This window comes from Stackebrandtia nassauensis DSM 44728, from assembly GCF_000024545.1.
Taxonomy (GTDB): domain Bacteria; phylum Actinomycetota; class Actinomycetes; order Mycobacteriales; family Micromonosporaceae; genus Stackebrandtia; species Stackebrandtia nassauensis.
In genome coordinates, this window is record NC_013947.1 from 1,591,062 (window position 1) to 1,616,238 (window position 25,177).

The following is a 25,177-nucleotide window of genomic DNA, read 5'->3' on the forward strand; positions in this document are numbered from 1 at the left end:
GCCCACGTGCTCGGCCCACCGTCGCGAGCGATCTGGCGTGGCATCGATGAGTTTCGCGACCGGACGCGGTCTCAACTCTTGACCAGGCAACGACAGTGCCACGACGGCATCCCACCGAAAGGGGAAGCGTTTTGCGAACCCTCGCGATCACGCAGAACATCACGCTTGACGGTTCGATCGAATTCCTGACCGACTGGTTCGACCCTCGGGACCAAGGTGAAGTCGACAACTCCGATCTGCTGGCTGAGTCGCATCGTCAGGACGAACGATGCGACGCGTTCCTGGCGGGCCGCAAGACCTTCGAGGACATGCGCGGATTCTGGCCCCACCAGACCGACGACAAGACCGGTATCACCGCCTGGTTCGACCAGGTGAACAAGTACGTCGTCTCGGCCACGATGACCGACCCGCAGTGGCAGAAGTCCACGGTGCTGACCGGCGACCCGGTCGAGGCGGTGCGGAACCTGAAGGAACAACCGGGCAAGGACATCGTCGTCACCGGCAGCATCACGTTGTGCCACACCCTCATCGAGGCCGGTCTCGTCGACGAATACCGGCTGTTCACCTACCCGGCGGTGCAGGGACGGGGCCGACGGCTGTTTCCGGACGGGTACGAGGTGCCGTGGCTGAAACGCCTGGACGCCAAGTCCTTCCGGGGCGGCATCACCTACGCCAGCTACGCACCCGCCTGAGCTTTGCTCCTGCCGGAACCGACGTGGTCGACCGCGAGCCAACGCCACGCGAACGGGTGGGCCCGCCGATCCGGGCCACAGGGCGCGGATCGGCGGGGTGGGATCGGTGTCGGAGGTGTCAGACGGGCACCTCCTCGCGGGCCGGGGACGCCGATGGCTTGCGCGCCAAGCGCCCCGGCCACCAGGTGTGGCGGCCCAGGTCCAGGGCGAGGGTCGGGACCAGGAGGGAGCGGACCACGACGGTGTCCAGCAGGACCCCGATCGCGACCAGCACTCCGATCTGGACCATGAAGACCAGCGGCAGCACCGTCAGGACCGCGAAGGTCGCCGCCAGCACGATTCCGGCGCTGGTGATGACGCCGCCGGTCAGGGTCAGGGAGCGGCGGATTCCCTCGGCGTGGCCGTGGAGCGCGGTCTCCTCGCGGGCGCGGTTCATCAGGAAGATGGTGTAGTCGATGCCCAGTGCCACCAGGAACAGGAAGCCGTAGAGGACAAAGGTGCCGTCGGTCTTGGTGTAGCCCAACGCGTCCAGGACCAGACCGGCGGCTCCCACCGCGGCCGCGAAGGACAGCACCACGCTGGCCAGCAGCAACAGCGGTGCGACCAGGGCTCGCAGCAGCACGATCAGGACGATGAGGACCACCGCGAGGATCAGCGGTATGAGTACCCGCAGGTCGCGGTCCATGGCGGCGTTGACGTCGACCGTGGTGGCCGTGTTGCCGCCGACCAGGGCTCGCGGTTCCACATCGGTCAGTGCGGCGCGGATGCGGTCGATGGTGGCCTCCGCCCGGGGGCCGACGGGGTCGTCGGTCAGCACCACCCGTTGCAGGGTCCAGTCGCCGTTGGTGGATTCCCGTTCGTCCAGGGGGTTCTTGACGCCGGGGACGTCGGCGAGCGTCGCGGCGACCTCGGTGGCGCTGGCCGTGGGGGTGTAGATCTCGACCGGGGCGGTGCGTCCCGCGTCGTAGTGCTCGGCCATGAGTTTCTGGCCCCGGACCGCGCCCGGCGTGTCGGTGAAACTGTCGGCGAGGGTGAGGCCGCTGGACAGGGTGGCGGCGCCGAGGGTGGCGGCCAGCAGGGCCAGCACCGTGACCGTCCACACTGCCCGGGGGCGGCGGGTGACGACGGTGGTGATGCGGTGCCACAACCGGTGCCGTCCTTCGGCGGTGTCGGCCGCGTCGGGGTCGAAGCGGGGGATGGCGGGCCAGAAGACGGCGCGGCCGAAGATGGCCAGCAGTGCCGGCAGCAGCGTGACCATGGTCAGCAGGGCGCAGCCGATGCCCACGGCGGCGACGGGACCGAGGGCGGCGGTGGTACCCAGGTCGGCGAACAGCAGGATCAGCATGGCCAGGGCGGTGGTGATCGCGGTGGCCAGCAGGGTCGTGAAGGTCGACGGCAGGGCCGCGCGCATGGCGGCGAAGCGGTCCTCGCGGCGCCGCAGTTCCTCGCGGTAGCGGGCGATCAGCAGCAGCGCGTAGTCGGTGCCGACGCCGAACACCAGGACGGTGAGGATGCCGGTGGCCTGGTTGTCGACGGTCATGGACGCGTGCTTGGCCAGCAGGAACACCGCGGCGTTGGTGAGGATGTTGGCGACACCCACGCAGGCCAGCGGCAGGAGCAGCAGCAGCGGGCTGCGGTAGATCAACAGCAGCAACAGCGCCACGATCCCGGCGGTGACCAGCAGCAGTTTCGTGTCCAGGCCCTCGAACACGGCGTCCAGGTCGTACTCGGCGGCGACCGGGCCGGTGGGCACCACCTCCAGCCCGGACGGCTTGTCGGCGTCCAGGATCTCGTCGACCTGGGGCATGGTGGCTTCCAGGGCATCGTCGGTGATGGCCTCGGGTGGCAGCGCGGCGACCACGACGATCGCCTCGCCGTCCTCGGACAGCAGTGGGTCGGGGGTGGTGGCGCCGGGCATGGCCAGTTCGTCCTGGAGGGCTTCGTGGTCGGCCTGGGCCGCGGCGGTGTCGGCGTCGGTGATGCCGCCGGGACGGTGGTATACGACGAACAGCGGTTCGTGGCCGTCGTCTTCGAACTTGTCCTCGGCCAGTTCCAGCGCTTGCGCGGAAGGGGCGTCGGCGGGTAGCCGCGCCTCGGTGGAGTTGTCCTTGAGCTGGTCGAGATCTCCGGTGACGGCGGTGGCGGCCAGGGCCAGCAGTATCCAGACGGACACCACCGGCCAGCGGCCGAGCTTGCCACCGGCGAAGCCGACCAGCCGTTTCCAGGTGGACATGTGGGGCCTTTCGGGTCGGGGATGGACCTTGCCCCACCACATTCGCGCTGATCGGCGTCTCCGTCGTCAGCGTGACGACGGTGATCGGTGTACGAGAAATCGCGTACTACTCGGGTATGTCTATGTCGGAGCGATAGGCGATGACGACGAGCTGGGCGCGGTCGCGGGCCCGCAGTTTCATCATGGCCCGGCCGACATGGGTGCGCACGGTGGCGGGGCTGACGACCAGGCGTTCGGCGATCTCGTCGTTGGACAGGCCGGTGGCGACCCAGCCGAGGATCTCGGTCTCCCTGGCGGTCAGGGAGTCCAGCCCCGGGTGCGGTTCGCCGGTCCGGGCGTGACGGCCCCGGGTGAACCGGTCGATGACCCTGCGGGTCACGCCCGGCGACAGCAGCGACTCGCCCGCCGCCACCACCCGCACCGCGTGCAGGATGAACTCCGGATCGGTGTCCTTGGTGAGGAAGCCCGCGGCCCCGTGTTCCAGCGACTCGAAGACGTACTGGTCGATGTCGAAGGTGGTCATCATGATCACCCGTACGGTCGCGTCGGGGTCGGTCTCGATGTGGCGCAACACTTCCAGGCCACCCATGATCGGCATCCGGATGTCGAGCAGCAGTACGTCGGGGCTGTGGTCCCGGATCGCCGTCAGCGCGGCCTTGCCGTCGGCGGCCTCGGCCACCAGCTCGATGTCCGGTTCGCCGGCGGCCAGAGTGGACAGTGCCATCCGGATGAGCTTCTGGTCGTCGGCGACCACCAGCCGGATCGGGTTCATCGTTTGACCGTCGCGTAGGGCAGTTCGGCCTTCACGGCGTACCCGCCTCCGTCGCGGGGGCCCGCGGTGAAGCTGCCACCCAGCGCGGTGGCGCGTTCGGCCATGCCCGCCAGGCCGTGACCCTCGGCTCGTGAGTCCGGGGCGCCGTGGCCGTTGTCGACGACCTCGATGGTGACCAGGCCGGGGGCGTAGGCGATGTCGACGGCGACCCGCGACGCCCCGGCGTGTTTGACCACATTGGTCAACGACTCCTGGACGATGCGGTACCCGGCCGAGTCCACCACCGACGGGATGGCCTCGCGCTGTCCGTCCACGGTGACGTCGATGGCGAGTTCGTCGCTGGTCAGCGCCGCCGTCACCGCCGCCTCGACGTCCTCCAGCGTCAGCACCGGACGCTCGGTCTCGGCGGCCGCCAGCGGCGCCAGGGTCGCCCGCAGTTCGTCCAGCGCCGCCGAACCCGAATCCCGGATGGCGGTGAGGCTCTCGGTGACCTCGGCGGGCACCGCGACCCCGTCGCGGTGCAGCACGTGCAGCGCGACCCCGGCGTGCAGGCGGATCGCGGTGAGACTGTGCCCGACGACGTCGTGCACCTCGCGGGCGATGTGCAGCCGCTCCTCGCTGAGGTACCGGCGGCGTTCCTCCAGCTTCGCCCGGTCGCGGGCCTCGCGGGCCTGTTTGAACGCCATGCCCGACACCGTGGACACCACCAGCCAGGTGACGCTGATGGCGATGTTGATCAGCGGCGAGTCGTCGTCGGAGTCGGCCAGGATCGAATACGGCAGGTGCGCCACGATCATCACCGCGCAGGTGATGACGGCGACCCGGGTGGAGTGGTGGGCGGCGACGCTACCCATCGCCACGGCCATCAGCAGGAAGATCGGCCCGTACGGGTAGCCCAGCAGCGTGTAGGCCGTGGTCCCGGCGAACACCGCGACCAGGCTCGACAGCGGCCACACCCGCCGGAAGCTCAGGCTCAGCGCCGTCAGCGCGATCGCGGCGAAGCCACCAGCGTCGATGAGCTGCTCACCGGGTTCACCGTCGACCGACGGGATCGTGGTGATCGCGGTGGCCGCGCCCAGCACCAGGGCGATCACCGTGTCGATGAACAGGGTGCGGGTAGGCAGGCGCGGCATTGTGCCAGCGTACGGTGATCGTGCCCAACCAGGCATCGGCGAAGCGACGTATCCGGACTACGCAAGGTGATGTACACGGGGACACCGAGGTCGCCTGTGAGACGTCGGGCACAATCGACCTTCGTGCGTCCATCATTGCGGCATCCGGCCCGGCTGGTTCCCCTGGCGTTCCTCGGCGTGGCCGCCGTCGGGACGGGTCTGCTGTCGCTGCCGATCTCCCGCGAGGGCTCCGACGCCGCCGAACCGATCACCGCCCTGTTCACCGCCGTGTCCGCGGTCTGTGTCACCGGGCTGGTCACCGTGGACACCGGCACCTACTGGTCGGGTTTCGGCGAGGTCGTCATCGCCGCGCTCATGCAGGTCGGCGGTTTCGGCATCATGACGATGGCCTCGCTGCTGGGGCTGATCGTGTCGGGGCGGATGCGGCTGTCCGACAAACTCGTCACCGCCACCGAGACCAAGATGCTGGGCCTGGGGGACGTCCGCAAGGTCGTGGTGCGGGTCGCGCTGGTCGCCATCTGCGTCGAGACCGTCGTGGCCGTCATCCTCGGCCTGCAGTTTCGCTTCAGCTACGACTACGCCCCCGCCAAGGCGGCCTGGTACGGGATCTTCCACGCGGTGGCCGCGTTCAACTCCGGCGGTTTCGCGCTGTACTCCGACAGTCTGGAAAGCTTCGTCACCGACCCGGTGGTGATCCTGCCGGTCACCATCGCCAGCCTCGTCGGCGGCATCGGTTTCCCGGTGGTCGTGGAGCTGATCCGGCGCACCTTCAAACCGTCCAAATGGAGCATCCACACCAAGATCACGGTGCTGGGAACCGGCGTGCTGCTGGCGGCCGGTTTCGTGTTCTACCTGGCCATCGAGTGGAACAACGCCAAGACGCTGGGGCCGCTGGACATCCAGCACAAGATCCAGGCGGCGTTCTTCTCCGCCGCGATGCCGCGTTCGGCGGGCTTCAACGCCGTCCCCACCGGCGACCTGCGGCCCGAGACCTGGGCGGTCACCGACATCCTGATGTTCATCGGCGGCGGCTCGGCCGGAACGGCCGGTGGCATCAAGGTGGCGACGTTCTTCCTGCTGGCCTTCGTCATCTGGGCCGAGGTGCGCGGCGAACCCGACGTGTCGGTGTTCGGCAGGCGCATCCCGCACAGCACCCAGCGCCAGGCCCTGACCGTTGCGCTGATGGGTGTCGCCGCGGTCGCCTGCGGCACCATCGCGCTGCTGTTCGCCTCCGACGCCCCGTTCGACCAGCTGCTGTTCGAGGTCACCTCCGCGTTCGGCACGGCGGGACTGTCGACGGGCCTGACCGGTGACCTCAACAACGCCGGGCAGATCGTGATCATCGTGCTGATGTTCGCCGGACGCGTCGGCACCGTCGCCGTGGCCACCGCGCTGGCGTTGCGGGTGCGGCACCGCCGGTTCCGCTTCCCGGAGGAACGTCCCATTGTCGGCTGAGCGTTGATCCCCTATGGCCATACGAAGTGGAGTATCTTCGTCGCTCGTGCTTCCCAAACTGCGACATCCGGCGCGACTGGTGCCGTTGTCGTTCCTGGCCGTGATCCTCGTCGGGACCGTGCTGCTGGCGCTGCCGGTCTCCCGGCAGGGCGCCGACGCCGCCCCGCTGCTGACGGCGGCGTTCACCGCCGTGTCCGCCGTGTGCGTGACCGGCCTGGTCACCGTGGACACCGGCACCTACTGGTCCGGGTTCGGGGAAGTCGTCATCACCGTGCTGATCCAGGTGGGCGGTTTCGGCATCATGACGATGGCCTCGCTGCTGGGCCTGCTCGTCGCCGGGCGACTGCGGCTGCGCCGCAAACTGGTGGCACAGGCCGAGACCAAGAGCCTCGGCCTCGGTGACGTCCGCAAGGTCGTGGTGCGGGTCGCCCTCATCACCCTCAGCGTCGAGACGGTCGTGGCCGTCATCCTGGCCGCCCGCTACCACTTCGGCTACGGCTACGAACTCGGCCGGGCCGCCTGGCACGGCGTCTTCCATTCGGTGGCGGCGTTCAACAACGCCGGATTCGGGCTGGAACGCGACAACCTGGAGAGCTTCGTCGCCGACCCGGTCATCACGATCCCGATCGCCGTGGCCGTCATCATCGGCGGTCTCGGCTTCCCGGTCGTCGTCGAGCTGATCCGCAAGACCTACCGGCCCGCCAGCTGGTCCACCCACACGAAACTGACGGTGCTGGCCACCGTCGTGCTGCTGCTGGCCGGTTTCGTCGCCTACCTGGCCATCGAATGGAACAACGCCAAGACGCTGGGGCCACTCGGGCTGGGGGACAAGCTGCTGGCCGCGTTCTTCTCCGGCGTCCAACCGCGCACCGCCGGGTTCAACTCGCTGCCGATGGCCGACCTGCGCCCCGAGACCTGGGCCGTCACCGACATCCTCATGTTCATCGGCGGCGGCTCGGCCGGAACCGCGGGCGGCGTCAAGGTGACAACCTTCTTCCTGCTGGCCTTCGTCATCTGGGCCGAGGTGCGCGGCGAACCCGACGTGTCGGTCTTCGGACGCACCATCCCGCATAGCACCCAACGCCAGGCCCTGACCGTCGCGCTGCTGGGAGTCGGTGCCGTCGGCCTCGGGACGCTGCTGATACTCATGACCGACGGTCATCCGCTCGACCAGCTGGTCTTCGAGGCGATCTCGGCGTTCGGCACCGTCGGCCTGTCCACCGGGATCACCGCCGATCTGTCCGCGACGGCACAGATCATCATTATGTTCCTGATGTACACCGGACGCGTCGGCACCGTCGCCGTGGCCACCGCCCTGGCACTGCGGGTACGGCACCGCCGGTTCCGTTACCCCGAAGAACGTCCCATCGTCGGATAGCAACATTCCACAGAGGAGAAAAACGCGTGGCATCCAAACGCAAGACGACCGACGGCGACAGCGTCGCGGTGATCGGACTGGGACGCTTCGGCGGCGCGGTCGCCGAATCGCTGGTGCGGCTCGGCCACGAGGTGCTGGCCATCGACGAGCGCCCCGAGGTCGTGCAGCGCTGGTCCGACACCCTCACCCACGTCGTGCAGGCCGACTCCACCGACGCCACCGTGCTGGAACAGCTGGGCATCGGCGAGTTCAACCGGGTCGTGGTCGGCATCGGCACCGACATCGAGGCCAGCGTCCTGACCGTGCTGGCCGTCGAGGAGGCCGGGGTCGGCGAGATCTGGGCCAAGGCGATCACCGCCAAACACGGCCGCATCCTGCACCGGGTGGGCGCCCACCACGTCGTCTACCCCGAGGCCGCGATGGGGGAGCGGGTCGCGCACCTGGTCACCGGCAAGATGATCGACTTCATGGAGTTCGACGAGTCCTTCGCCATCGTCAAGACCCGGGCGCCCGGCGAGGCCGTCGGCAAGACCCTCGGCGAGGTCGGCCTGCGCACCAAACACGGCGTCACCGTGGTGGGCGTCAAGCACCTGGACGGCGAGATCGAGTTCGCCCACCCCGGCACCGAGGTTCACGAGGGAGACCTACTCATCGTCTCCGGCCCGACACTTAAGGTGGAGCAGTTCGCGTCCTTGACGTGAAACCCTTGGCCCTGAACGATGATGAAGGAGACGAACCCCTAGCCGACGGTTTCAATTCCGTCACATATAGAGAAAATTGCCCCCCGGGCTCGACTCAGGCCCCTCCGACAGGTCAGGATGTCTCGACAGGCTGTTGGAGTTCGGCCAACGGCCACCTACGCGTTGTCGAGCGCATTTAAGTATGTGAAAGGCTCACCCCACCATGGCAAAAGGTGAGGCACCCAAGCGCCGGGTCGACTCAGTGCGTCAGCGCCGAGCGGTCTCGGTGCGGTTGCGACTGATGCTGCCCATCGTCATCGCGATCGCCGGCATGCTGACCTTGGGCACGATACAGGTGGTTCAGGCGCTGCGAGCCGACGCCGACGCGGGGCGTGCCCAGGCCCTGTCCGACATGGCCAGTATTTCCGCGAAACTGCTGCACCGCGGCCAGGACGAGGTCGCCGCCACCATCGCCAGCCACGAGACCGACGGGGCCTCCTTCGACAGCGAGTACGCCGCCCGGGTCAGGGACACCGACAAGTTCATCGAGCAGTTCCGCAAACAGGCCGACGTGATCCGCGAGTTGGTGCCGGAGCTTCGGGCCACCCTGTTCACCGCCGAAGGCGCCATCGACCAGGTCAAGGGCCTCGACCCCGACAAGACCGACGGTGCCCGCGAGTACCTCAAGGCCTTCGCCAAGGACAAGGACGTCAAGCTCAACGCGCCCGACACCGACACCGGCCTGCAGCTGTACCGTTCCATCGCCGACCGCATCCTCGACGTCGCCGACGCGCTGCACCGCCACATCGACGACAAGGACCTCGCCGCCCAGTCCCGGGCCGTGGCCGCGTTGGCCGGGGCCAAACAGGCCGCCGGAAACCAGCGGTTCCTGGTCCACAACGCGCTGGTCACCGCCGAGGAGAAGACCGGCCGCACCGACGGCACCGTCAAGATCAGCGACGAGGACACCGCCCAGCTGGCCCTGGACCTCGGTGTCGAGACGCAGCGACTGGGTGAGTTCTACCGGGCCGCCGGAGCCGTGGCCAAGGGCCAGTACGCCAAGGAACTCATCGGCTGGCCCTCGATCCAGAAGGTCGAACGGGCCACCACCAACCTTCTCAACGGCGACGAGGCCGGTATCTCGTCCAGCGAATGGGACGGCGCGCAGAACGACCGGTTCGCGCAGCTGCACAAGGTCGAGACCGCGCTGAGCGACCACCTGCAGAAGTCCGCCCAGGCACTGGCGAACGACTCGTGGGTCTCGGCGCTGGTCACCGGTGGCGCGGTGCTGGCGCTGTCGGTGCTGACCTTCATCGCGGCCATGACGCTGGCGATCCGGATCAGCCGCCGCTTGCGTCGCCTGCGCCGCGACGCCCTTGCCGTCGCCGAGGACACGCTGCCCTCGGCGGTGTCGGAGATGACCCAGGCCCGCAGCGAACGGCAGGTCAACGACGCGGTCACCTCGGCCGAGCTCACGGTGAAAGAGGACAACCGCGGTCCCAACGACGAGGTCGGCGCCGTGTCGCAGGCCTTCAGCGTCGTCCACGAACAGGCGCTGCGACTGGCCGCCGACCAGGCGATGCTGCGGCTCGACGTGGCCGCCATGATGATCGCGCTGTCGCGGCGCGGTCAGTCGCTGGTGCAGCGGCAGCTGCACATGCTCGACGAGTTCTCCAGTGTGGAGCGTGACCCGGACGGCATCCACCGGCTGCGCGCCCTCAACCACCTGGCCTCCCGGATGCGCCGCAACGAGGAGAACCTGCTGCTGTTGGCCGGGGGCGACCCGGGCCGCCGCCACAACTCCGCCACCCCGGTGGCCACCGTCGTCAACGAGGCTGCCGCCGAGATCGAGGACTCCGCGCGCGTCGTGGTGGAGGACGCCGCCCGCGCCTCCATCGTGGCCGGAGCCGTCGGCGACGTGGTGCACCTGCTGGCCGAGCTGCTGGAGAACGCGGCACTGTTCTCCCCGCCCAACACCAAGGTGCGGGTCGCGACCCGGCGCAACGTCCGCGAGGTCGTCATCAGCGTCAACGACGAGGGCATCGGCCTGGAGGACGCGCAGGTCGCCGAGATCAACGCGCGACTGGCCGAACCCTCGGGCCTGACCTCGTCACTGGCCGGGACCATGGGTCTGCTCGTGGTCGCCCGGCTGGCGTCGCGGCACGGCATCGACGTGCAGCTGCACTCCACCGCGGGCAAGGGAACCCTCGCCGTGGTCCGGCTGCCGGAGAGCCTGATCGCCGCGGGCTCCGGCGGGAACGACCGGAGCGACAGCGGCCGTTCGGTCTTCGACTTCAGCACCCCCTCGATCGCGGCACCCGGCGCGGCACCGGTGGGCGCGCGGCCCGAACCGCTGCAGATCTCCAACCGGCCCGCGCAACTGCCCGTCACCGGAACCGGCGACCACTCGGCGCTGTCCGACACCGGTGACATCATCGTGCCGCGCCCGCGCAAACCCACCCAGCACATTCCGGCGGCACCGGTCTCGGCCGCGCCCGTCTCGGCCACCCCGATCACCCCGGCCCAGATGTCGGCACCGCCGATGCAGGCCGCCTGGTTCCGGCCCGCCACCGGATCCGGAGACTTCCCGACCCTCGCGCCCGGCTCGCTGAAATGGCAGGCCGGAGCGGGAGACGTCGCGTACGACCAAGCCCGCCAAGCGATAGAGGCGGCACCAAAACCGGCACCATCAATCGACGGCGCGCTACCGCGCCGCAGCCCGGGAGCCGGTCTGCTCCCGGGTTCCGTGGATGTTCCGACCCCGGCACCGGCACCCACCAGCCAGGCGGATGCGGACGGCATCGACCCGGATGAGATCCGTACCCGTTTGTCAGGCTTCGCAGGCGGCATCGCGGCCGCCAGCGACACGTCTTCGACAACGGATATTCGCCGCCCGTCTGGCGACAGCTGATTCCTTGCGAGCTGACCCACGAGAAATGAGGATCGCGCCGATGACCACAACTCAGCAGACCGGCCATATCGGAGAACTGGACTGGTTGTTGACTTCGTTCGTCCAAAAGACCCCGGACGTCGCCCACGCCCTGACGGTCTCCGTTGACGGCCTGGCCCTGGCCGTGTCGGCGGGACTGCCCACCGATCGCGCCGACCAGCTCGCCGCCATCACCAGCGGACTCGCCTCCCTCACCACGGGAGCCGCCAAGGTGCTGACGGCCGGGCGGGTGCGCCAGTCCGTCGTCGACATGGACGAAGGTGTGCTTCTGCTCATGGCCGTCGGTGACCGTGCCCAGGTCGCCGTGCTGGCCAAGGCCGGATGCGACCTCGGTCTGGTCGGCTATGAGACCGCGCTGCTGGTCAAACGGGTGGCCGCGGCACTGGAACCCGCCGCGCGGGGGGCCAAGGGGGGCCGCTGAACGTTATTCCCGCCACGCCTGCGTGATCGCGGTGCGTCGCTGCCACACCGTCGCCGAACCGTCCTGCCGCCGCGCCCCGAACTGCCGCATGGCACGGCATTTGCCCAGCATCGCGGCCTGACGGCGCGGCCACGGCGGCATCGGCGCACCGTAACCGTGGTACAGGTGCGGCAACGCGTCCACACAGTCGGCGTGATGGCTGCGCACGATCCACTCGCACCACGCCAGGTCCTCAAGGGGCTGCCCGATATGGGCCCACTCCCAGTCCAGGACGGCCGCCACCGTCAGCGTCTCCTTGTCGAACAGCATGTTCTGCGGCCCGAAGTCGCCGTGGATCAGGACACCCGCCGGGTGCGGTTCGGCCTGCACCGCCGCGACCGGGACGGCGTGGATCGTGGCCAGCACCCGGCCGCACTCGGCCAGCAGCCGCGCGGCGGTGTCGGGCCCGATGAGGTCCTGGCCGTGGACCCCGGGCACGAACTCGCAGGTGATCTCGGCGTCCGAGGCCGCCTTGACCTGCGGCACCGGCACGGTCGGAAACGCCGCCCGCAGGGCACGGACCTCAGTGGATGCTCGGGCGGCGGCGTCGGGGCCGGTGAACCGTTTGATCACCGCGTCGTCGTGGTGAACGGTGTCGTTGCAGTATCCATGCGGCATTCGTTGGGGCTGTTCGCTAGCGTCCACGCCGTACATGCCAAGGCATCCTGCCACACCCCGATAACGCCCACCCACACGCAGTTATCCGCTGAACCCGACAGATTGTCGAAGTTTGTGCAACGCTATTCTGCCAGCGCCGGACGTAACGTGGCCGCCCTCAATGGTGTCCATATCGCCCAATCAGTATCTGGCCAGGGAAGACACAGGAGGCCCGCAGGTGACAGCGGTTGAGCCGAAGCCGATCGTCGCGCGCCCGTGGCCGGTACGCCGGGAACCCAAGGGTTCGTGGCTTGCCCGCACACTGCGCACGACAGACGCCAAGCAGATCGGCTTGATGTACTTCGTGACGTCATTCGCGTTCTTCGGTATCGGCGGCATCATGGCCCTGCTGATGCGCGCCGAGCTGGCGCGTCCGGGAATGCAGTTCCTGTCGGTGGACCAGTTCAACCAGCTGTTCACCATGCACGGCACCATCATGCTGCTGATGTTCGCGACGCCGATCCTGTTCGCGTTCGCCAACTACATCGTGCCGCTGCAGATCGGCGCGCCGGACGTGTCGTTCCCGCGCCTCAACGCCTTCGCGTACTGGCTGTACCTGTTCGGCTCCACCCTGGTGGTCGCGGGATTCCTGACCCCCGGTGGCGCCGCCGACTTCGGCTGGTTCGCCTACCAGCCGCTGTCCGATGTGGTGAACTCCCCGGGTGTGGGCGCCGACATGTGGTTCGTCGGCCTGACCATCTCGGGTCTGGGCACCATCCTGGGCGCGGTCAACATGATCACCACCATCCTGACGCTGCGGGCGCCGGGCATGACCATGTTCCGGATGCCGATCTTCACCTGGAACATCCTCATCACCTCGCTGCTGGTGCTGATGGTCTTCCCGATCCTGGCCGCCGCGCTGTTGGGCGTCATGGCCGACCGCACCCTCGGCGCGCACGTCTTCGACTCCGAGACCGGTGGCGCCATGCTGTGGCAGCACCTGTTCTGGTTCTTCGGCCACCCCGAGGTGTACATCGTCGCGTTGCCGTTCTTCGGCATCGTGTCCGAGGTCATCCCGGTGTTCAGCCGCAAACCGATCTTCGGCTACAAGACCCTGGTCGGCGCGACCCTGTCGATCGCCGCGCTGTCGATGGCCGTGTGGGCGCACCACATGTTCGCCACCGGGCAGGTCCTGCTGCCGTTCTTCTCGTTCATGACCTTCCTCATCGCCGTCCCGACCGGTATCAAGTTCTTCGACTGGATCGGCACCATGTGGCGGGGCCAATTGACGTTCGAGTCGCCGATGCTGTTCTCGATCGGCTTCCTCACCACGTTCCTGTTCGGCGGACTGTCGGGTGTGCTGCTGGCCAGCCCGCCCATCGACTTCCACGTGTCCGACACGTACTTCGTGGTCGCGCACTTCCACTACGTCCTGTTCGGAACGATCGTGTTCGCCGTGTACGCCGGGGTTTACTTCTGGTTCCCGAAGGTGACCGGGCGAATGTACGACGAACGACTGGGCAAGCTGCATTTCTGGTTGACGTTCATCGGCTTCCACACGACGTTCCTGGTGCAGCACTGGCTCGGCAACGAGGGCTTCCCGCGCCGTTACGCCGACTACCAGGTCGGCGACGGGTTCACGACGCTCAACACGATCTCCACGATCGGCGCGTTCATCCTGGGCCTGTCGACGCTGCCGTTCCTGTGGAACCTGTTCAAGTCCTACAAGGCCGGACGGGTCGTCAAGACCGAGGACCCGTGGGGCTACGGCGCCTCGCTGGAGTGGGCCACCAGCTGCCCGCCGCCGCTGCGCAACTTCGACCGGCTGCCGCGCATCCGCAGTGAGCGCCCGGCCTTCGACGCGAAGTTCGGCGACATCCTCAAGGAGCGCGAGATGGTGTCGGCCGGTGCCGCGCCGTCGTCCGACAAGGCCGTCGAGTCCGGCAAGGACGACTGACACAAGCGAACAGACGAAAGGGGGGACGGCCAGCGGCCGTCCCCCCTTTCGCGTGCGGTTCAGGGCCGGGACAGCCCCATGAACTCCAGCTCCTCGTCGACGTCGATGTCGGACTCCTCGGCCAGCTCGAACAGTTCGGCGGCGCGTTTGGTGTCGACCGGCAGCCCGGCGTCCCCGATCAGGCACATCACCCCGGCCTTGAACGCGGCCGTCTCGTGCCCGGCCTCGGCGGCCTTGACGTACCAGTCCAGTGCGGCGCGGCCGTCGAGTGCGACGCCGGAAGCGGTGGCGTACATCGAACCCAGGTTGGCCATGGCGCGGGCGCTGCCCAACTCGGCGGCGCGGTGGGTCCAGCGGCGGGCCTCGGTCTCGTCGACGGGCAGGCCGTCGCCGGTGGTGTGCAGGACGCTCAGTTCGAAGGCGGCGGCGGCGTTGCCGAGGTCGGCGGCCTTACGATGCCACGCGGCTCCGGCGGCGGGGTCGTGCTCGTACCCGTAACCCTGGTGCGTCAGGTAACCCTTGAACAGCAACACTTCGCCGTCGTCGGGCACCTCGGCGACCAGCCGGTCCAGCCGGGCGGCGGCTGCCTGGGCCCGCTCGGCGTCGCGGGTGAAGTACGCGACCCGGATCCAGCCGAGGGCGCCGTCCCGGGAACCGGCGGCGTCGGCGCGTCGAAAGGCGTCGATCGCGGCGTCGATGTCGCGCGGCGGATAGGGAGCGTGCGGGGCGGCGCCGTAGACGAGCAGCCGTCCCAGCTCCACCCACGCTTCGACCTCGCCGCCGTCCCCGGCCCGCTCCAGCGCGGCGACCAGGGTGTCGGAGGCGTCGCCGGGCAGCAGCCCGATGAGGTGGTCGCCGCGGACGAACGCGTCCCGCAGGTCCCGTGCCGCCGCCAACAGCTCGGCGGCGGTGCTGTCGGGAGCGGCCAGCAAGGCGGCCGCGTGATCATGGGTGGGGGCTGTCATAGCAGCAGGGTACGGGTGCACGGTCTAGGCTGAAACCATGGCACGCGCGCTCATCATCGTCGATGTCCAAAACGACTTCTGTGAAGGCGGGTCGCTGGCGGTGGCCGGGGGCGCGAGCGTCGCCGCCGACATCTCCGCCATGGTGGCCGCCGAACCCGGCCGCTGGGACCGGATCGTGGCCACCCGCGACCGGCACATCGACCCGGGACGGCACTTCTCGACCGAACCCGACTTCGTCGACTCCTGGCCGCCGCACTGCGTGGTGGGCACCGATGGCGCCGACTTCCATCCCGACCTGACCGTCTCACCGGAGGCGATCTTCGACAAGGGCGCCTACTCGGCGGCCTACTCCGGTTTCGAGGGCAGCGCGGGGGAGGACGACCTGGCGGGCTGGCTGCGCGGCCACGAGACCACCGCGGTCGACATCGTCGGCATCGCCACCGACCACTGTGTCCGGGCCACCGCCCTGGACGCGGCCCGCGAGGGCTTCGACACCACCGTCCTGCTCGACCTGACCGCCGGGGTCGCCGCCGACACCGTCGAGACGGCGCTGACCGAACTGCGCGCCGCCGGAGTGACCCTCGCCGGTACCCCGCGCGTGGGCTAGCTCAGCATCACGACCGGAACACTGGGGTCACCGGGCGACAGCTTCAGGCCCTCCCACGGAATCGCGATCAGCCCCTGCCGCAACAGTTCCCGGGAGTCGTCGAGCCCCGGCAGATCGGCGACCAGCTCCCCACCGCGCACCAGCGCCCGCTGTAGCGGCCGATCACCCGGCTGCGGTTCGGGGGTCCCCTGGGACACCACGACCTCCTCCACGACCGTCCCGGTGGGCTTGTGCCGCCGCACGGCGGTCTTGCGGCCACCGACGGTCGCCTTGTTCTCGGACCGCTTCACCACCGGCGAACCGTCCACTTCGACCAGCTTGTACACGAGGTTCGCGGTCGGCGCCCCCGAACCGGTCACCACCGCCGTCCCCGCCCCGTAGATGTCCACCGGGGCCGCGGCCAGCGCCGCGATCGCGTACTCGTCCAGATCACCCGACACCACGATCTTGGTATCGGTGGCGCCCAACGAGTCCAGCAACTGCCGGGAATGGTGGGCCATCACGTCCAGGTCCCCGGAGTCGATGCGAATCGCCCACAACCGGGTCCCGGCGGCGGCCACCGCGTTGCGGATGCCCTGGGTGATGTCATAGGTGTCGACCAACAGCGTCGTGTCCACACCCAACTTCGCCACCTGCGACGCGAACGCGGCCTGCTCGTCGTTGTGCAGCAACGTGAACGCGTGCGCCGAAGTACCCGCGGTCGGAATCCCGTACCGCCTTCCCGCCGCCAGGTTCGACGTCGTGGTGAACCCCGCCAAGTACGCGGCCCGCGCCGAAGCCATCGCGGCGTCCTCATGAGTACGCCGCGAACCCATCTCGATCAACGGCCGCCCCCGCGCCGCCGTCACCATCCGAGCCGCCCCCGCCGCGATCGCGCAATCGTGGTTGAGCACCGACAGGATCAGCGTCTCCAACAGCACGCACTCGGCGAAGGTCCCCGACACCGTCAAGATCGGCGACCCGGGAAAGAACAGCTCCCCCTCGTTGTAACAGTCAATGTCGCCCCCGAACCGATAGTCGGCCAACCACCGCGCCGTCGCCTCGTCGACCACCCCGTTCGACCGCAGGAACTCCACGTCGGCCTCACTGAACCGGAACCCCGGCAACAACTCGGCCAACCGCCCGATCCCGGCCACCACCCCATACCGCCGCCCGGTGGGCAACCGACGGGCGAACACCTCGAACACACAGGGCCGCTCAGCGGTACCGTCGCTCAGGGCCGCCGAGACCATGGTGAACTCGTAGTGATCCGTCATGAGCGAGACGGGCTGAGACGACTGGGCACTGTTCGGCATGGCCGTGAGCCTACTGTGGCCGAAACAGCCGGGTTAACGAACGTTGCTGTCGCATCGCGGGGCTGCTCCTGATGCCAGTCCGCTCGCCGACGGACTTTCTCCGGATCAACAATCCGGAACCTTCTCCGCTGTTAGCGTGTGCGAAATCTTGTCGGATCGGGCAGTGGGGGCGGAATGGATACCACGGCATCGATGTCGCGTGGGCGGTATGGGTTCGAACGTCGTGGCTGGTGGGCGGCGGTTGGCGTGCTGGTTGTGGTCGTGCTGCTGTGGCTCGTCCCGGCGGTCGCCGACGATGCGATGGCTCAGCCGGCGGCCTCGCCGGTCGATCCGGAGGCGACCTACCGGCTCATCGGCGACAGTGGCCCGGAGGCGACGGTGACACCGGATGCGTCCTGGCTGTCCTCGACCGGGACGTCGGGGCCTCAATTGATCTTCCAGACCGGCGATGTCGCGATCGTGGCGCAGATCTTCGCGGATGTGGAGAACATCGATCGGTTGTGGGACCGGCAGGCTCGGCTCGCGACGGCGGCCAACCCTCCGGTGTGGGCACAGCGACAGGGCGTCTACACGACCGCGAAGGGCCTGAGTGGTCCGACCGGCACCCTCACCGGCAACCGGTCGCAGGGCGAGCGGTTCCTGCTGGCGTCGAGCCGGGACCCGCGTACTGTCCTCGGTTTCGACATCGCCGGGCCGCCCGGCTCGCTGGACGACGCGGCCGAAACGTTCGAGCGGTTCCTCGACAGTGCGGAGGTGAGGGCATGACCGGTCAGGTGTTGGCGGGCCGCGGTTCGGGGCGGGTGTTCACGCAGCCGCAGCGTCCGATGTACTGGGTGTACGTCGGGCTGTTCGCCTTCGGTGCGTTCAAGATGGGCACCGAGTTGTCCCGGTTCGCCGAACTGACGCCGACGGCGCTGCTGATCTCGGTGCTGGCCAACGGCGTGCTGGCCTTCGTGGTCATCAAGCTCATCAACTGGCTGGACCTGTTCGGACGACTGTCGGTCCCGCTGATGGCGGCGGCATTCGGTTGGGGCGCGGTCGTGGCGACCACGGTGGCGGCCCATGCCAACGACCTGCTCACCAACGTGTTGGCCACCCTCGGCGTGACCGACTGGGGAATCGCCCTGGCGGCGGCGACCAATGAGGAGACGCTGAAGCTGCTGGGTGTGGTGGCGGTCGCGGTGATCGGCCGCCGCCATATCCGCCGCCCCATGGACGGTCTGGTGCTGGGGATGATGTGCGGTCTGGGTTTCGAGGTCGTGGAGAACCTGCTGTACGGCGTTCAGACGGCCATCACCGACGTGAACAGCGACATTTCGGCCGCCATCGTCACCAACGGGGCCAGGTTGGTGTTGGGCGTCGGCGGGCATGTCATGTACACCGGGATCGCCGGTTTGGGCGTCGGCTATTTCCTGACCCGCCAGGACCGACCGGCGGCGACGCGGTTCGCGGTCGCCGTGGGCACCTTCGCGCTGGCGTGGGTGCTGCACTTCCTGTGGGACGCGCCGATCGGCGACGGCGTGAGTCTGGGCGCGCTCGTCAAGTACCTCGTACAGCTCGTCGCGTTCTTCCTGCTGTACCGCTTCGCGGCCCGGTGGGACTGGGCCTCGTTCACCGCGACCATGTCCGAACAACCATCCACAGTGATCACCAGTGACGAGTTGGCGTCGATGCGGACGCTCACCCGCCGCCGCAGGGCACGGTCGCGAGCCCGCAAGGAAGCGGGCCGGGCTGCCGGGAAACGGCTGCGGCGGCTGCAGGAATTCCAGCTGGGATATGCGATCGCGCTGAACCACAGCAGCGAGCCGCAACATGATCCGGCCGTTCGGACCCGGTGGGAGGACATCAACGAGATCCGCGCCGAAGACCATCACCAGCGCGTGTGACCGACGGCCGAGCTGTGGAGCCGGGTCATGCGACCAGTCGCAGCCAGGCGGTGGCGAGGGCGGCGTGACCGGCCGGGGTCGGGTGTACGCCGTCGGCGGCCCAGTACTCGGGTCCGGTGGTGGCGGTGAGTTCGGTGAACATGCTGTCGGCGGTGAGCAGGTGCGCGTCGTATCGGCGGGCGAGGTCGCGTACGACCTGGATCTTGGGGTCCAGGTCGGTGCGCCACTTTTCGCGGTCGGTTTCGTCGAGTCGCACGGGGCCGACCTCGATGACGCCGCGGATCGGGAGCAGGAACGGTTCGATGAGGATCAGGTCGGCGCCGGACTCGGCCAGGGGTGCGAGCAGACGGTCGTAGCCCGCCGCGAAGTCCTCGACGGGGATCACGTGGCCGTTCGGGTCGTAGGAGTGCCAGCCGACGTCGTTGATGCCGACCAGGATCGACACGACGTCGGGGCGCGCGTCGAGAACGTCTGAGCGCCATCGGGTTTCGAGGTCCATCACCTTGTGACCCCCGGAGGCGGTGTTGAGCCAGGTGACGGGGCGGTCAGGGTGGCGCAGGGCCCATGCGCCCGCGACGCGCAGCGGGTAGCCGAACCCGAGGCCGTCCTCGCTGTCGTGTCGTCGGCAGTCGGTGATCGAGTCTCCGGTGAACATCACGGTGCTGCCCGGTCGCAGGGTGATCGTCATGCGTGCTCCTGACTGCCGTCAGCCGGGATTGGCCGCGTCCGGCAGCAGATCGGCGGGGGCGCGGCGCAGCGGGCTGATCGCCGGTTCGTCGCGGTGTATGCGCACTCCCGTGATCGGGCAGCCCAGGGTGCCCTCGGCGCTGAGGCGGCGCGGCGGGCGGCGCATGCCCACGAGGGTCACCGCCCCGGCGAGCACGGCCAGGCCGCCCATCACCACCACGGCGGTGCGGAACGCGTCCAGGGACGCGTCGCGCAGCAGCGGCTCGACCGCGTCGCGCTGGGCGTCGGTCGCGTCGGCGGGGAGGCTGCCCGCCAGCGGTTGTTCGGCGGCCGCTGCCACGGCGGTCTTCAGTTCCGGGCCCGGGTCGAGGCGCGCGAGCTGTTCGTCCACGTTGGTGGAGAACTGGGCCGAGATCAGCAGGCCGACGACGGCGATCGCCAGCATGCTGCCGATCCGGGCCACCGCGTTGTTGACGCCCGAGGCCGCGCCGGTGCGTTCCTCGTCCACCGAGGACATGACGCCCGCGGTCAGGGGTGCGACCAGCATGGACAGTCCGATGCCGTGCACCAGCGTTGACGGGATCACGACCGTGTACAGGTCGGCCTCGGAGCCGACCAGCAGCAGGATGAGGATCCCCAGGCCGGCCACGATCGCGCCGCCGCCGATGAACAGCCGGGCGCCGTAGCGGTCGGCCAGCGCGCCGAAGCGGCTGGACGACGCGAACAGCACGATGATGGGGATGGCACTCACCAGTCCGGCCACCGCCGGTGGGTAGCCGCGGAAGTCCTGCAGGAACAGGACCGTGTACGTGCCGCACGAGATCAGTCCTCCATAGAGGATGAACGTGACGATGTTGATGACGGTGAAGTCGCGGATCCGGAACAGCGTCAACGGCAGCAGCGGATCGGTGGTGCGCCGTTCCCACCACAGGAACACGACGCCGCACCCGATCCCGGCGCCCAGGGCCGCCAGCGCTCCCGGGCTGGACCAGCCCAGCGAGGCGCCCTGGATCAGGTAGAAGGCCACGCCGCCGATGGCGGGCACCGCCAGCAGTGCGCCGACGAGGTCCACCCGGCCCCGGCCGCGATCGTCGGTCCTGGGGTCGGCCTTGACGATCAACGCCAGCACTGAAAGGGCGAGCGGTACTTCCAGCCAGTAGACGCCCGGCCAGGACACCAGCGAGATCACCAGGCCGCCGACGGGTGGTCCGGCGATCACCGACAGGCCGCTCCAGGCCGACCAGCTGCCGATGGCCTTGGAGCGGGCTTCGCCGGAGAACATCGACGTCAACACGGCCAGCACGTTGGGCAGCAGCAGCGCGGCCGCCGCGCCCTGGACCATCCGTCCGGCGATCAGCGTCGGCGCGTTGGGTGCCAGGGCGCAGATCGCGGCGGCCAGGCCGAACGCGGCGGTGCCCCAGCGGAACACCCGCCAGCGTCCGTACACGTCGCCCAGGGCCCCGCCGACCAGCAGCAGGCTGCCCAGGGTGACCAGGAAGGCGGCCAGGACCCACTGTTGCGCCGACATGCCGACGTCGAGGGTCTCGGCGATGGACGACAGCGCGACGGTCGTCATGAGACTGTCCATGCCCACAAGGGAGGACGCGAGGATGCATGCCAGTAGTGCCAGTCGGGCTTGGGCGGGGCGGGGGGTGGTCATGCTGAGATCTTGTCAGTCCTGGCGCTCCGCGTCAGGGTGGACCGCGTCACGTATGACGCGCAGACCCGCGACCAGTGCGTCGAGTTGTTCGGGGCTGAGCAGTCCGGTGAACCAGCGTTCGATGGCGGCCAGGTAGTCGGGCAGCACCTGCTCGATGCGTTGGCTTCCGGCGTCGGTGAGCACCGCGTAGGTGGTGCGGCGGTCGCCGGGGAAGGACTCCCGACGGGCCAGGCCCAGGCGTTCCAGCCGGTCGACGAGCCGCGTGACGCCACTGGTGGACAGTTTGGTCTGGGCGGCCAGGTCGCTCATGCGCAGCCGCTGTCCGGTGGAGCGGCTCAGTCGCAGCAGCGCGTTGAGGTCCAGTCCGGACAGTCCTCCCTTGCTCCAGGTGGGCTGGAGTTTGGCGACCAGTCCCTCGTGGGCCTCGAACAGCAGGCCCATGGTGGTCAGTCGGGGGTCGGCGAGCAGTTCGGTGGCTTTCATCCGGTGAGCCTACCCGAATTATTTGTCGCGCGGATAGTTGACGCGAGGAATAACTTGGGCTATTACTTGCTTAAGCAATATTCCGCACCGCAACTAAATGGAGATTCCCATGACCCGCATGTACGCGATCACCCAAGACGGCTTCGGCGGCCCGGAAGTGCTGCACCGCACCGAGACCGACCGCCCCACCCCCGGCCCGGACGACGTCCTGGTCAAGGTCCACGCCGCCGGGGTGAACCCGGTGGACACCGCCGTGCGCGCCGGCTACTTCCCGCTGATCACCGAACCGCCGTTCGCGCTCGGCTGGGACGTGGCCGGAGTCGTCGAAGCCGTCGGCGCCAACGTGACCCGCTTCAGCGTCGGCGACGCCGTGTTCGGCATGCCGCTGTTCCCCGAGGCCGCCGGTGCCTACGCGCAGTACCTGACGGCACCCGCTGGGCAGCTGGTTCCCAAGCCCGACAGCCTGTCCATGGCCGAGGCGGGCGCGCTGCCACTGGCCGGACTCACCGCGTGGCAGGCCGTCGTCGACATCGCCGAGGTCGCCGCGGGCCAGCGGGTGCTCATCCACGCCGCCGCCGGGGGAGTGGGGCACCTGGCCGTCCAGATCGCGAAATCCCGTGGCGCCCATGTCATCGCCACCGCCCGCGCCGCCAACCACGAGCTCGTGAAGTCGCTGGGCGCCGACGAGGTCATCGACTACACCGCCGTCGACTTCACCACCGCGATCGAACCGGTGGACGTCGTGGTGGACCTCGTCGGCGGCGACTACGCGCCCCGCTCGGCCCGCGTGCTGCGGCCCGGCGGGCTGCTGGTCACCACCGTGGGCCACAACCCCGGCATCACCGAAGTCGAGGCCGAACAGGCGGGCATCCGGTACGCCACGGTGTTCGTCATGCCCTCGGCGAAGAACCTGGCGGGGCTCAGCGCCCTGTCCGAGGCCGGTGAGCTGCGCGTCCACGTGGCCGAGCGGCTGCCTCTGGCCGAGGCCGCCAAGGCCCACGAACTGGCCGAGAGTGGCGGCGCCGTCGGCAAGACCGTCCTGATTCCCTAACGCGGGCCGCCCGGCCTGATCGAGTCGCTTCGCCGCCGACTCGATCAGGCCGGTGACGTGTTCGGGCCGGGTGAGGCTGACCAGGTGCCCCGCGCGCGGCACGACGGTGAGATCGCCGTCGCGGCAGGCCGCCAGGAACCGGTCCTCGTCGCCGCGCAGGTGATCGCGCTGACCGTTGACCAGCCACACCCGACCCGGGTAACTGGCCAGTGCGGTGAGCACGTCGAGTCCGACCAGCGCGTCGAGGACCTCGGGGACGACGTGGGTGAACAGCCCGCCCTCGCAGGCCATGTCGGCGGCCTGGCGGCCGAGCACCAGTCGCAATGCCTGCCGCTGCCACCATTGCCCGCGCTCGCCGCCGATACTGGCCAGTGCCCGGTACGGCCGGACCAGCCGGGGCGTCGGCACGGTGGTGCACCCGATCGCCATCAGCCCGGCGACCCGCTCGGGATGGCGGGCGGCCGTGGCGATGCCGACGTACCCGCCCAGCGATATCCCCGCGACCAGCGCCCGGGGGTGGGGGTCGATGGCCTCGGCGACGGCGTCGGCGGCGGCCTCGATGCTGAAGCGTTGCCCGGCACGGGTTCCGTGGCCGGGCAGATCGACCGCGACCACCGGACGTGTGGCGGCCAGGTGCTCGGCGTGGGAACGCCACATGCTGCCGCTCAGCCGGATGCCGTGGACGAGGACGACGGGGGTGGGGCTCACGACTGCTCCTTCGGCTCGAAAAACAACGCAACGGTGCGTTGCGTTTTACACTAGCCCTCGCCCAAACGAAACGCAACGTCGCGTAGCATTTCTGCGGTGACCTCCCACACCCGCCGCCCCGGAACCGGCCCGCGGCAAGCTGAGCGGCTGTACCGCGTCGTCCTGGAACTGTTGCGCGAACACGGTTTCGACGAGCTGGCCATCGAGACCGTCGCGCAGCGGGCCGGGGTCAACAAGACCACGATCTACCGCTGGTGGCCGTCCAAGGACGCCCTGGTCGCCGACGCGCTGATCCACTCCGAACTGCTCGACCTGGACGTTCCCGACACCGGCAGCCTGCGCGGCGACCTGACGGCCCTGGTGCGGCAGGTGCGGCTGCTGCTGTCGGGGGCCGACACCGCGCCCATCGCGACCTCGGTGTTCGCCGCGGCGGCCTCCCGACCCGAACTGGCGGGGCTGACGCGCGACTTCTTCGCCGACCGGCTCAGCCGCGAGCGCGTCGTCTTCGAGCGCGCCATCGCCCGAGGCGACATCCATCCCGACACCGACGTGACGTTGGCCGTCGACCTGGCGCTGGGAGCGGTGTGGACCCGTGTCGTGCTGCGCCAGCAGGACGTCGGCGAAGCCTTCGACGCCGAGGTCACCGATCTGCTGCTGGCTGGACTGACGCCGCGAACCTAACCGCCGCTCCGCGCCGCCGCCGAGCGCGCGATCGCGTCCCGCCCGGTCAATGTCCCGGTTTCGAGCGCGCCGCGTACGGGCGTCGGCGATGCTGCTGGCATGGCGATCGTGCTGGCGCTGGCCGCGTTCGGGTCCACCCTCCTGGGTGGCCTGGTCGCGCTGCGAGCCCGCAACGCCCAGAACCTCGTCCTGGGCCTGGCCGCCGGAGTCATGCTCGGCGTGGTCGCCTTCGACCTGATGCCCGAAGCCCTCGACCAGGCACCCGCCGAGCTGTTCGGAGTGCCCGGACCGATGCTCACCGCCGCGGGCGGATTCCTCACCATCCACGTCATCGAACGCTCCCTGGCCATCCACCGTGGACACGAAGCCGAGTTCGGGGCCCACCAACACGGTCTGGAGTCCGTGGGCCTACTCGCCGGTTCCGGCCTGGTCGTCCACAGTGCCCTGGACGGCGTCGGCATCGGCCTGGCGTTCCAGGTCGACGCCTCGGTCGGCATCACCGTCGCCGTGGCCGTCATCGCCCACGACTTCGCCGACGGCTTCAACACCTTCACCATCACCACGCTGTACGGCAACGCCCGCAAACGCGCCCTGCTCCTGCTGTTCCTGGACGCGGTGGCCCCCGTCGCCGGAGCCCTGCTGGCCAGTCTGTTCACCGTCTCGCCCGCCGCGATCGGGCTCTACCTGGGCTACTTCGCCGGTTTCCTGCTGTACCTGGCCACATCGGACATACTCCCCGAGGCGCACGCCAAACGCCCCTCCCACCTGACGCTGCTGTGCACCGTCGCCGGGGTCGCGTTCATGTGGCTGGTCGTGGGACTCAGCCACTGATCCCTCCCGGCGGTGT

General features: G+C 69.2%; 22 protein-coding genes and 1 pseudogene. 13 read left to right on the plus strand and 10 right to left on the minus strand.

Annotated elements, in window-relative coordinates:
• The first annotated feature begins 131 nt into the window (after positions 1–131).
• Positions 132–692 (plus strand): dihydrofolate reductase family protein, encoded by a 561-nt coding sequence (locus tag SNAS_RS07420; RefSeq protein WP_013016782.1) that lies wholly within the window; start codon positions 132–134, stop codon positions 690–692.
• 118 nt (positions 693–810) lie between these two features.
• Here SNAS_RS07420 and SNAS_RS07425 read toward each other — a convergent pair whose 3' ends face one another.
• The 3 genes from SNAS_RS07425 to SNAS_RS07435 all read right to left on the minus strand — a co-directional run bounded on the left by SNAS_RS07425 (position 811) and on the right by SNAS_RS07435 (position 4,830).
• Positions 811–2,925 carry an MMPL family transporter gene (locus SNAS_RS07425; protein ID WP_013016783.1) on the minus strand — a complete coding sequence of 705 codons (2,115 nt, stop codon included), beginning with the start codon at positions 2,923–2,925 and terminating at the stop codon, positions 811–813.
• A gap of 106 nt (positions 2,926–3,031) precedes the next feature.
• Entirely contained in the window at positions 3,032–3,697 is a 666-nt protein-coding gene (locus SNAS_RS07430; RefSeq protein ID WP_013016784.1) for a response regulator, read from the minus strand.
• Positions 3,694–4,830 carry a sensor histidine kinase gene (locus tag SNAS_RS07435; protein WP_013016785.1) on the minus strand — a complete coding sequence of 379 codons (1,137 nt, stop codon included), beginning with the start codon at positions 4,828–4,830 and terminating at the stop codon, positions 3,694–3,696. The genes SNAS_RS07430 and SNAS_RS07435 overlap by 4 nt, the downstream gene beginning before the upstream one ends.
• Before the next feature lie 69 nt (positions 4,831–4,899).
• Between SNAS_RS07435 and SNAS_RS07440 the strand changes: the two genes are divergently transcribed.
• The 5 genes from SNAS_RS07440 to SNAS_RS07460 all read left to right on the plus strand — a co-directional run bounded on the left by SNAS_RS07440 (position 4,900) and on the right by SNAS_RS07460 (position 11,714).
• Entirely contained in the window at positions 4,900–6,285 is a 1,386-nt protein-coding gene (locus SNAS_RS07440) for a TrkH family potassium uptake protein (protein WP_083787050.1), read from the plus strand.
• 13 nt (positions 6,286–6,298) lie between these two features.
• Complete coding sequence (locus SNAS_RS07445; RefSeq protein ID WP_013016787.1) at positions 6,299–7,663, plus strand: TrkH family potassium uptake protein; 1,365 nt, start codon at positions 6,299–6,301, stop codon at positions 7,661–7,663.
• Positions 7,664–7,689: 26 nt separating this feature from the next.
• Positions 7,690–8,364 (plus strand): potassium channel family protein, encoded by a 675-nt coding sequence (locus SNAS_RS07450; protein ID WP_013016788.1) that lies wholly within the window; start codon positions 7,690–7,692, stop codon positions 8,362–8,364.
• 202 nt (positions 8,365–8,566) lie between these two features.
• Positions 8,567–11,254, plus strand: coding sequence for a sensor histidine kinase (locus SNAS_RS07455; RefSeq protein WP_013016789.1), 2,688 nt, complete (start codon positions 8,567–8,569; stop codon positions 11,252–11,254).
• Between the two features lie 40 nt (positions 11,255–11,294).
• The gene (locus SNAS_RS07460; RefSeq protein WP_013016790.1) at positions 11,295–11,714 is read left to right on the plus strand and encodes a roadblock/LC7 domain-containing protein; all 420 of its coding nucleotides are present in this window, start codon (positions 11,295–11,297) and stop codon (positions 11,712–11,714) included.
• Between the two features lie 3 nt (positions 11,715–11,717).
• Here SNAS_RS07460 and SNAS_RS07465 read toward each other — a convergent pair whose 3' ends face one another.
• Positions 11,718–12,407: a phosphotransferase family protein gene (locus tag SNAS_RS07465; RefSeq protein WP_013016791.1), complete on the minus strand. Its 690-nt coding sequence runs from the start codon at positions 12,405–12,407 to the stop codon at positions 11,718–11,720.
• A gap of 181 nt (positions 12,408–12,588) precedes the next feature.
• Between SNAS_RS07465 and ctaD the strand changes: the two genes are divergently transcribed.
• Positions 12,589–14,307, plus strand: a complete 1,719-nt coding sequence (gene ctaD / locus SNAS_RS07470) for an aa3-type cytochrome oxidase subunit I (protein ID WP_013016792.1) — start codon at positions 12,589–12,591, stop codon at positions 14,305–14,307.
• Between the two features lie 59 nt (positions 14,308–14,366).
• Here ctaD and SNAS_RS32525 read toward each other — a convergent pair whose 3' ends face one another.
• Positions 14,367–15,272 (minus strand): tetratricopeptide repeat protein, encoded by a 906-nt coding sequence (locus SNAS_RS32525; RefSeq protein WP_013016793.1) that lies wholly within the window; start codon positions 15,270–15,272, stop codon positions 14,367–14,369.
• A 37-nt stretch (positions 15,273–15,309) separates the two neighbouring features.
• Here SNAS_RS32525 and SNAS_RS07480 point away from each other — a divergent pair, with 37 nt between their 5' ends.
• On the plus strand, positions 15,310–15,879 hold the full coding sequence (locus SNAS_RS07480; RefSeq protein WP_013016794.1) for an isochorismatase family protein: 570 nt from the start codon (positions 15,310–15,312) through the stop codon (positions 15,877–15,879).
• Here SNAS_RS07480 and SNAS_RS07485 read toward each other — a convergent pair.
• On the minus strand, positions 15,876–17,174 hold the full coding sequence (locus SNAS_RS07485; RefSeq protein ID WP_013016795.1) for a nicotinate phosphoribosyltransferase: 1,299 nt from the start codon (positions 17,172–17,174) through the stop codon (positions 15,876–15,878). The two genes, SNAS_RS07480 and SNAS_RS07485, sit on opposite strands and share 4 nt — an antisense overlap.
• Positions 17,175–17,420: 246 nt before the next feature.
• Here SNAS_RS07485 and SNAS_RS35690 point away from each other — a divergent pair, with 246 nt between their 5' ends.
• Positions 17,421–17,939, plus strand: a complete 519-nt coding sequence (locus SNAS_RS35690) for a hypothetical protein (RefSeq protein ID WP_041624629.1) — start codon at positions 17,421–17,423, stop codon at positions 17,937–17,939.
• Positions 17,936–19,060: a PrsW family intramembrane metalloprotease gene (locus SNAS_RS35695; protein ID WP_013016797.1), complete on the plus strand. Its 1,125-nt coding sequence runs from the start codon at positions 17,936–17,938 to the stop codon at positions 19,058–19,060. The genes SNAS_RS35690 and SNAS_RS35695 overlap by 4 nt, the downstream gene beginning before the upstream one ends.
• Positions 19,061–19,085: 25 nt before the next feature.
• On the opposite strand, the gene SNAS_RS07500 is transcribed toward SNAS_RS35695, so the two are convergent.
• Genes SNAS_RS07500 through SNAS_RS07510 form a run of 3 tightly spaced genes read right to left on the minus strand, consistent with a single transcriptional unit; the run spans position 19,086 to position 21,890 of the window.
• Positions 19,086–19,748 carry an SGNH/GDSL hydrolase family protein gene (locus SNAS_RS07500; RefSeq protein ID WP_013016798.1) on the minus strand — a complete coding sequence of 221 codons (663 nt, stop codon included), beginning with the start codon at positions 19,746–19,748 and terminating at the stop codon, positions 19,086–19,088.
• Positions 19,749–19,766: 18 nt separating this feature from the next.
• Entirely contained in the window at positions 19,767–21,407 is a 1,641-nt protein-coding gene (locus SNAS_RS07505; protein ID WP_013016799.1) for an MFS transporter, read from the minus strand.
• Positions 21,408–21,419: 12 nt separating this feature from the next.
• Entirely contained in the window at positions 21,420–21,890 is a 471-nt protein-coding gene (locus SNAS_RS07510) for a MarR family winged helix-turn-helix transcriptional regulator (RefSeq protein ID WP_013016800.1), read from the minus strand.
• A 109-nt stretch (positions 21,891–21,999) separates the two neighbouring features.
• Between SNAS_RS07510 and SNAS_RS07515 the strand changes: the two genes are divergently transcribed.
• Positions 22,000–22,941 (plus strand): NADP-dependent oxidoreductase, encoded by a 942-nt coding sequence (locus SNAS_RS07515; protein ID WP_013016801.1) that lies wholly within the window; start codon positions 22,000–22,002, stop codon positions 22,939–22,941.
• A 120-nt stretch (positions 22,942–23,061) separates the two neighbouring features.
• Here SNAS_RS07515 and SNAS_RS37330 read toward each other — a convergent pair.
• Positions 23,062–23,598: pseudogene (locus SNAS_RS37330) on the minus strand (alpha/beta hydrolase family protein); the annotation flags it as partial.
• A gap of 147 nt (positions 23,599–23,745) precedes the next feature.
• Here SNAS_RS37330 and SNAS_RS07525 point away from each other — a divergent pair.
• Positions 23,746–24,330: a TetR/AcrR family transcriptional regulator gene (locus SNAS_RS07525; RefSeq protein WP_013016803.1), complete on the plus strand. Its 585-nt coding sequence runs from the start codon at positions 23,746–23,748 to the stop codon at positions 24,328–24,330.
• Between the two features lie 99 nt (positions 24,331–24,429).
• On the plus strand, positions 24,430–25,161 hold the full coding sequence (locus tag SNAS_RS07530; protein WP_013016804.1) for a ZIP family metal transporter: 732 nt from the start codon (positions 24,430–24,432) through the stop codon (positions 25,159–25,161).
• Positions 25,162–25,177: the final 16 nt, after the last annotated feature.

Coding starts and splice junctions, on each gene's coding strand:
- SNAS_RS07465 (WP_013016791.1), bottom strand. CDS start 12,407: ATGTACGGCGTGGACGCTAGCGAACAGCCCCAACGAATGCCGCATGGA.
- SNAS_RS07435 (WP_013016785.1), bottom strand. CDS start 4,830: ATGCCGCGCCTGCCTACCCGCACCCTGTTCATCGACACGGTGATCGCC.
- SNAS_RS07425 (WP_013016783.1), bottom strand. CDS start 2,925: ATGTCCACCTGGAAACGGCTGGTCGGCTTCGCCGGTGGCAAGCTCGGC.
- SNAS_RS07505 (WP_013016799.1), bottom strand. CDS start 21,407: ATGACCACCCCCCGCCCCGCCCAAGCCCGACTGGCACTACTGGCATGC.
- SNAS_RS07530 (WP_013016804.1), top strand. CDS start 24,430: ATGGCGATCGTGCTGGCGCTGGCCGCGTTCGGGTCCACCCTCCTGGGT.
- SNAS_RS07515 (WP_013016801.1), top strand. CDS start 22,000: ATGACCCGCATGTACGCGATCACCCAAGACGGCTTCGGCGGCCCGGAA.
- SNAS_RS07480 (WP_013016794.1), top strand. CDS start 15,310: ATGGCACGCGCGCTCATCATCGTCGATGTCCAAAACGACTTCTGTGAA.
- SNAS_RS07460 (WP_013016790.1), top strand. CDS start 11,295: ATGACCACAACTCAGCAGACCGGCCATATCGGAGAACTGGACTGGTTG.
- SNAS_RS32525 (WP_013016793.1), bottom strand. CDS start 15,272: ATGACAGCCCCCACCCATGATCACGCGGCCGCCTTGCTGGCCGCTCCC.
- SNAS_RS07500 (WP_013016798.1), bottom strand. CDS start 19,748: ATGACGATCACCCTGCGACCGGGCAGCACCGTGATGTTCACCGGAGAC.
- SNAS_RS07440 (WP_083787050.1), top strand. CDS start 4,900: ATGTACACGGGGACACCGAGGTCGCCTGTGAGACGTCGGGCACAATCG.
- SNAS_RS35695 (WP_013016797.1), top strand. CDS start 17,936: ATGACCGGTCAGGTGTTGGCGGGCCGCGGTTCGGGGCGGGTGTTCACG.
- SNAS_RS07455 (WP_013016789.1), top strand. CDS start 8,567: ATGGCAAAAGGTGAGGCACCCAAGCGCCGGGTCGACTCAGTGCGTCAG.
- SNAS_RS07445 (WP_013016787.1), top strand. CDS start 6,299: ATGGCCATACGAAGTGGAGTATCTTCGTCGCTCGTGCTTCCCAAACTG.
- SNAS_RS07510 (WP_013016800.1), bottom strand. CDS start 21,890: ATGAAAGCCACCGAACTGCTCGCCGACCCCCGACTGACCACCATGGGC.
- SNAS_RS07485 (WP_013016795.1), bottom strand. CDS start 17,174: ATGCCGAACAGTGCCCAGTCGTCTCAGCCCGTCTCGCTCATGACGGAT.
- SNAS_RS07430 (WP_013016784.1), bottom strand. CDS start 3,697: ATGAACCCGATCCGGCTGGTGGTCGCCGACGACCAGAAGCTCATCCGG.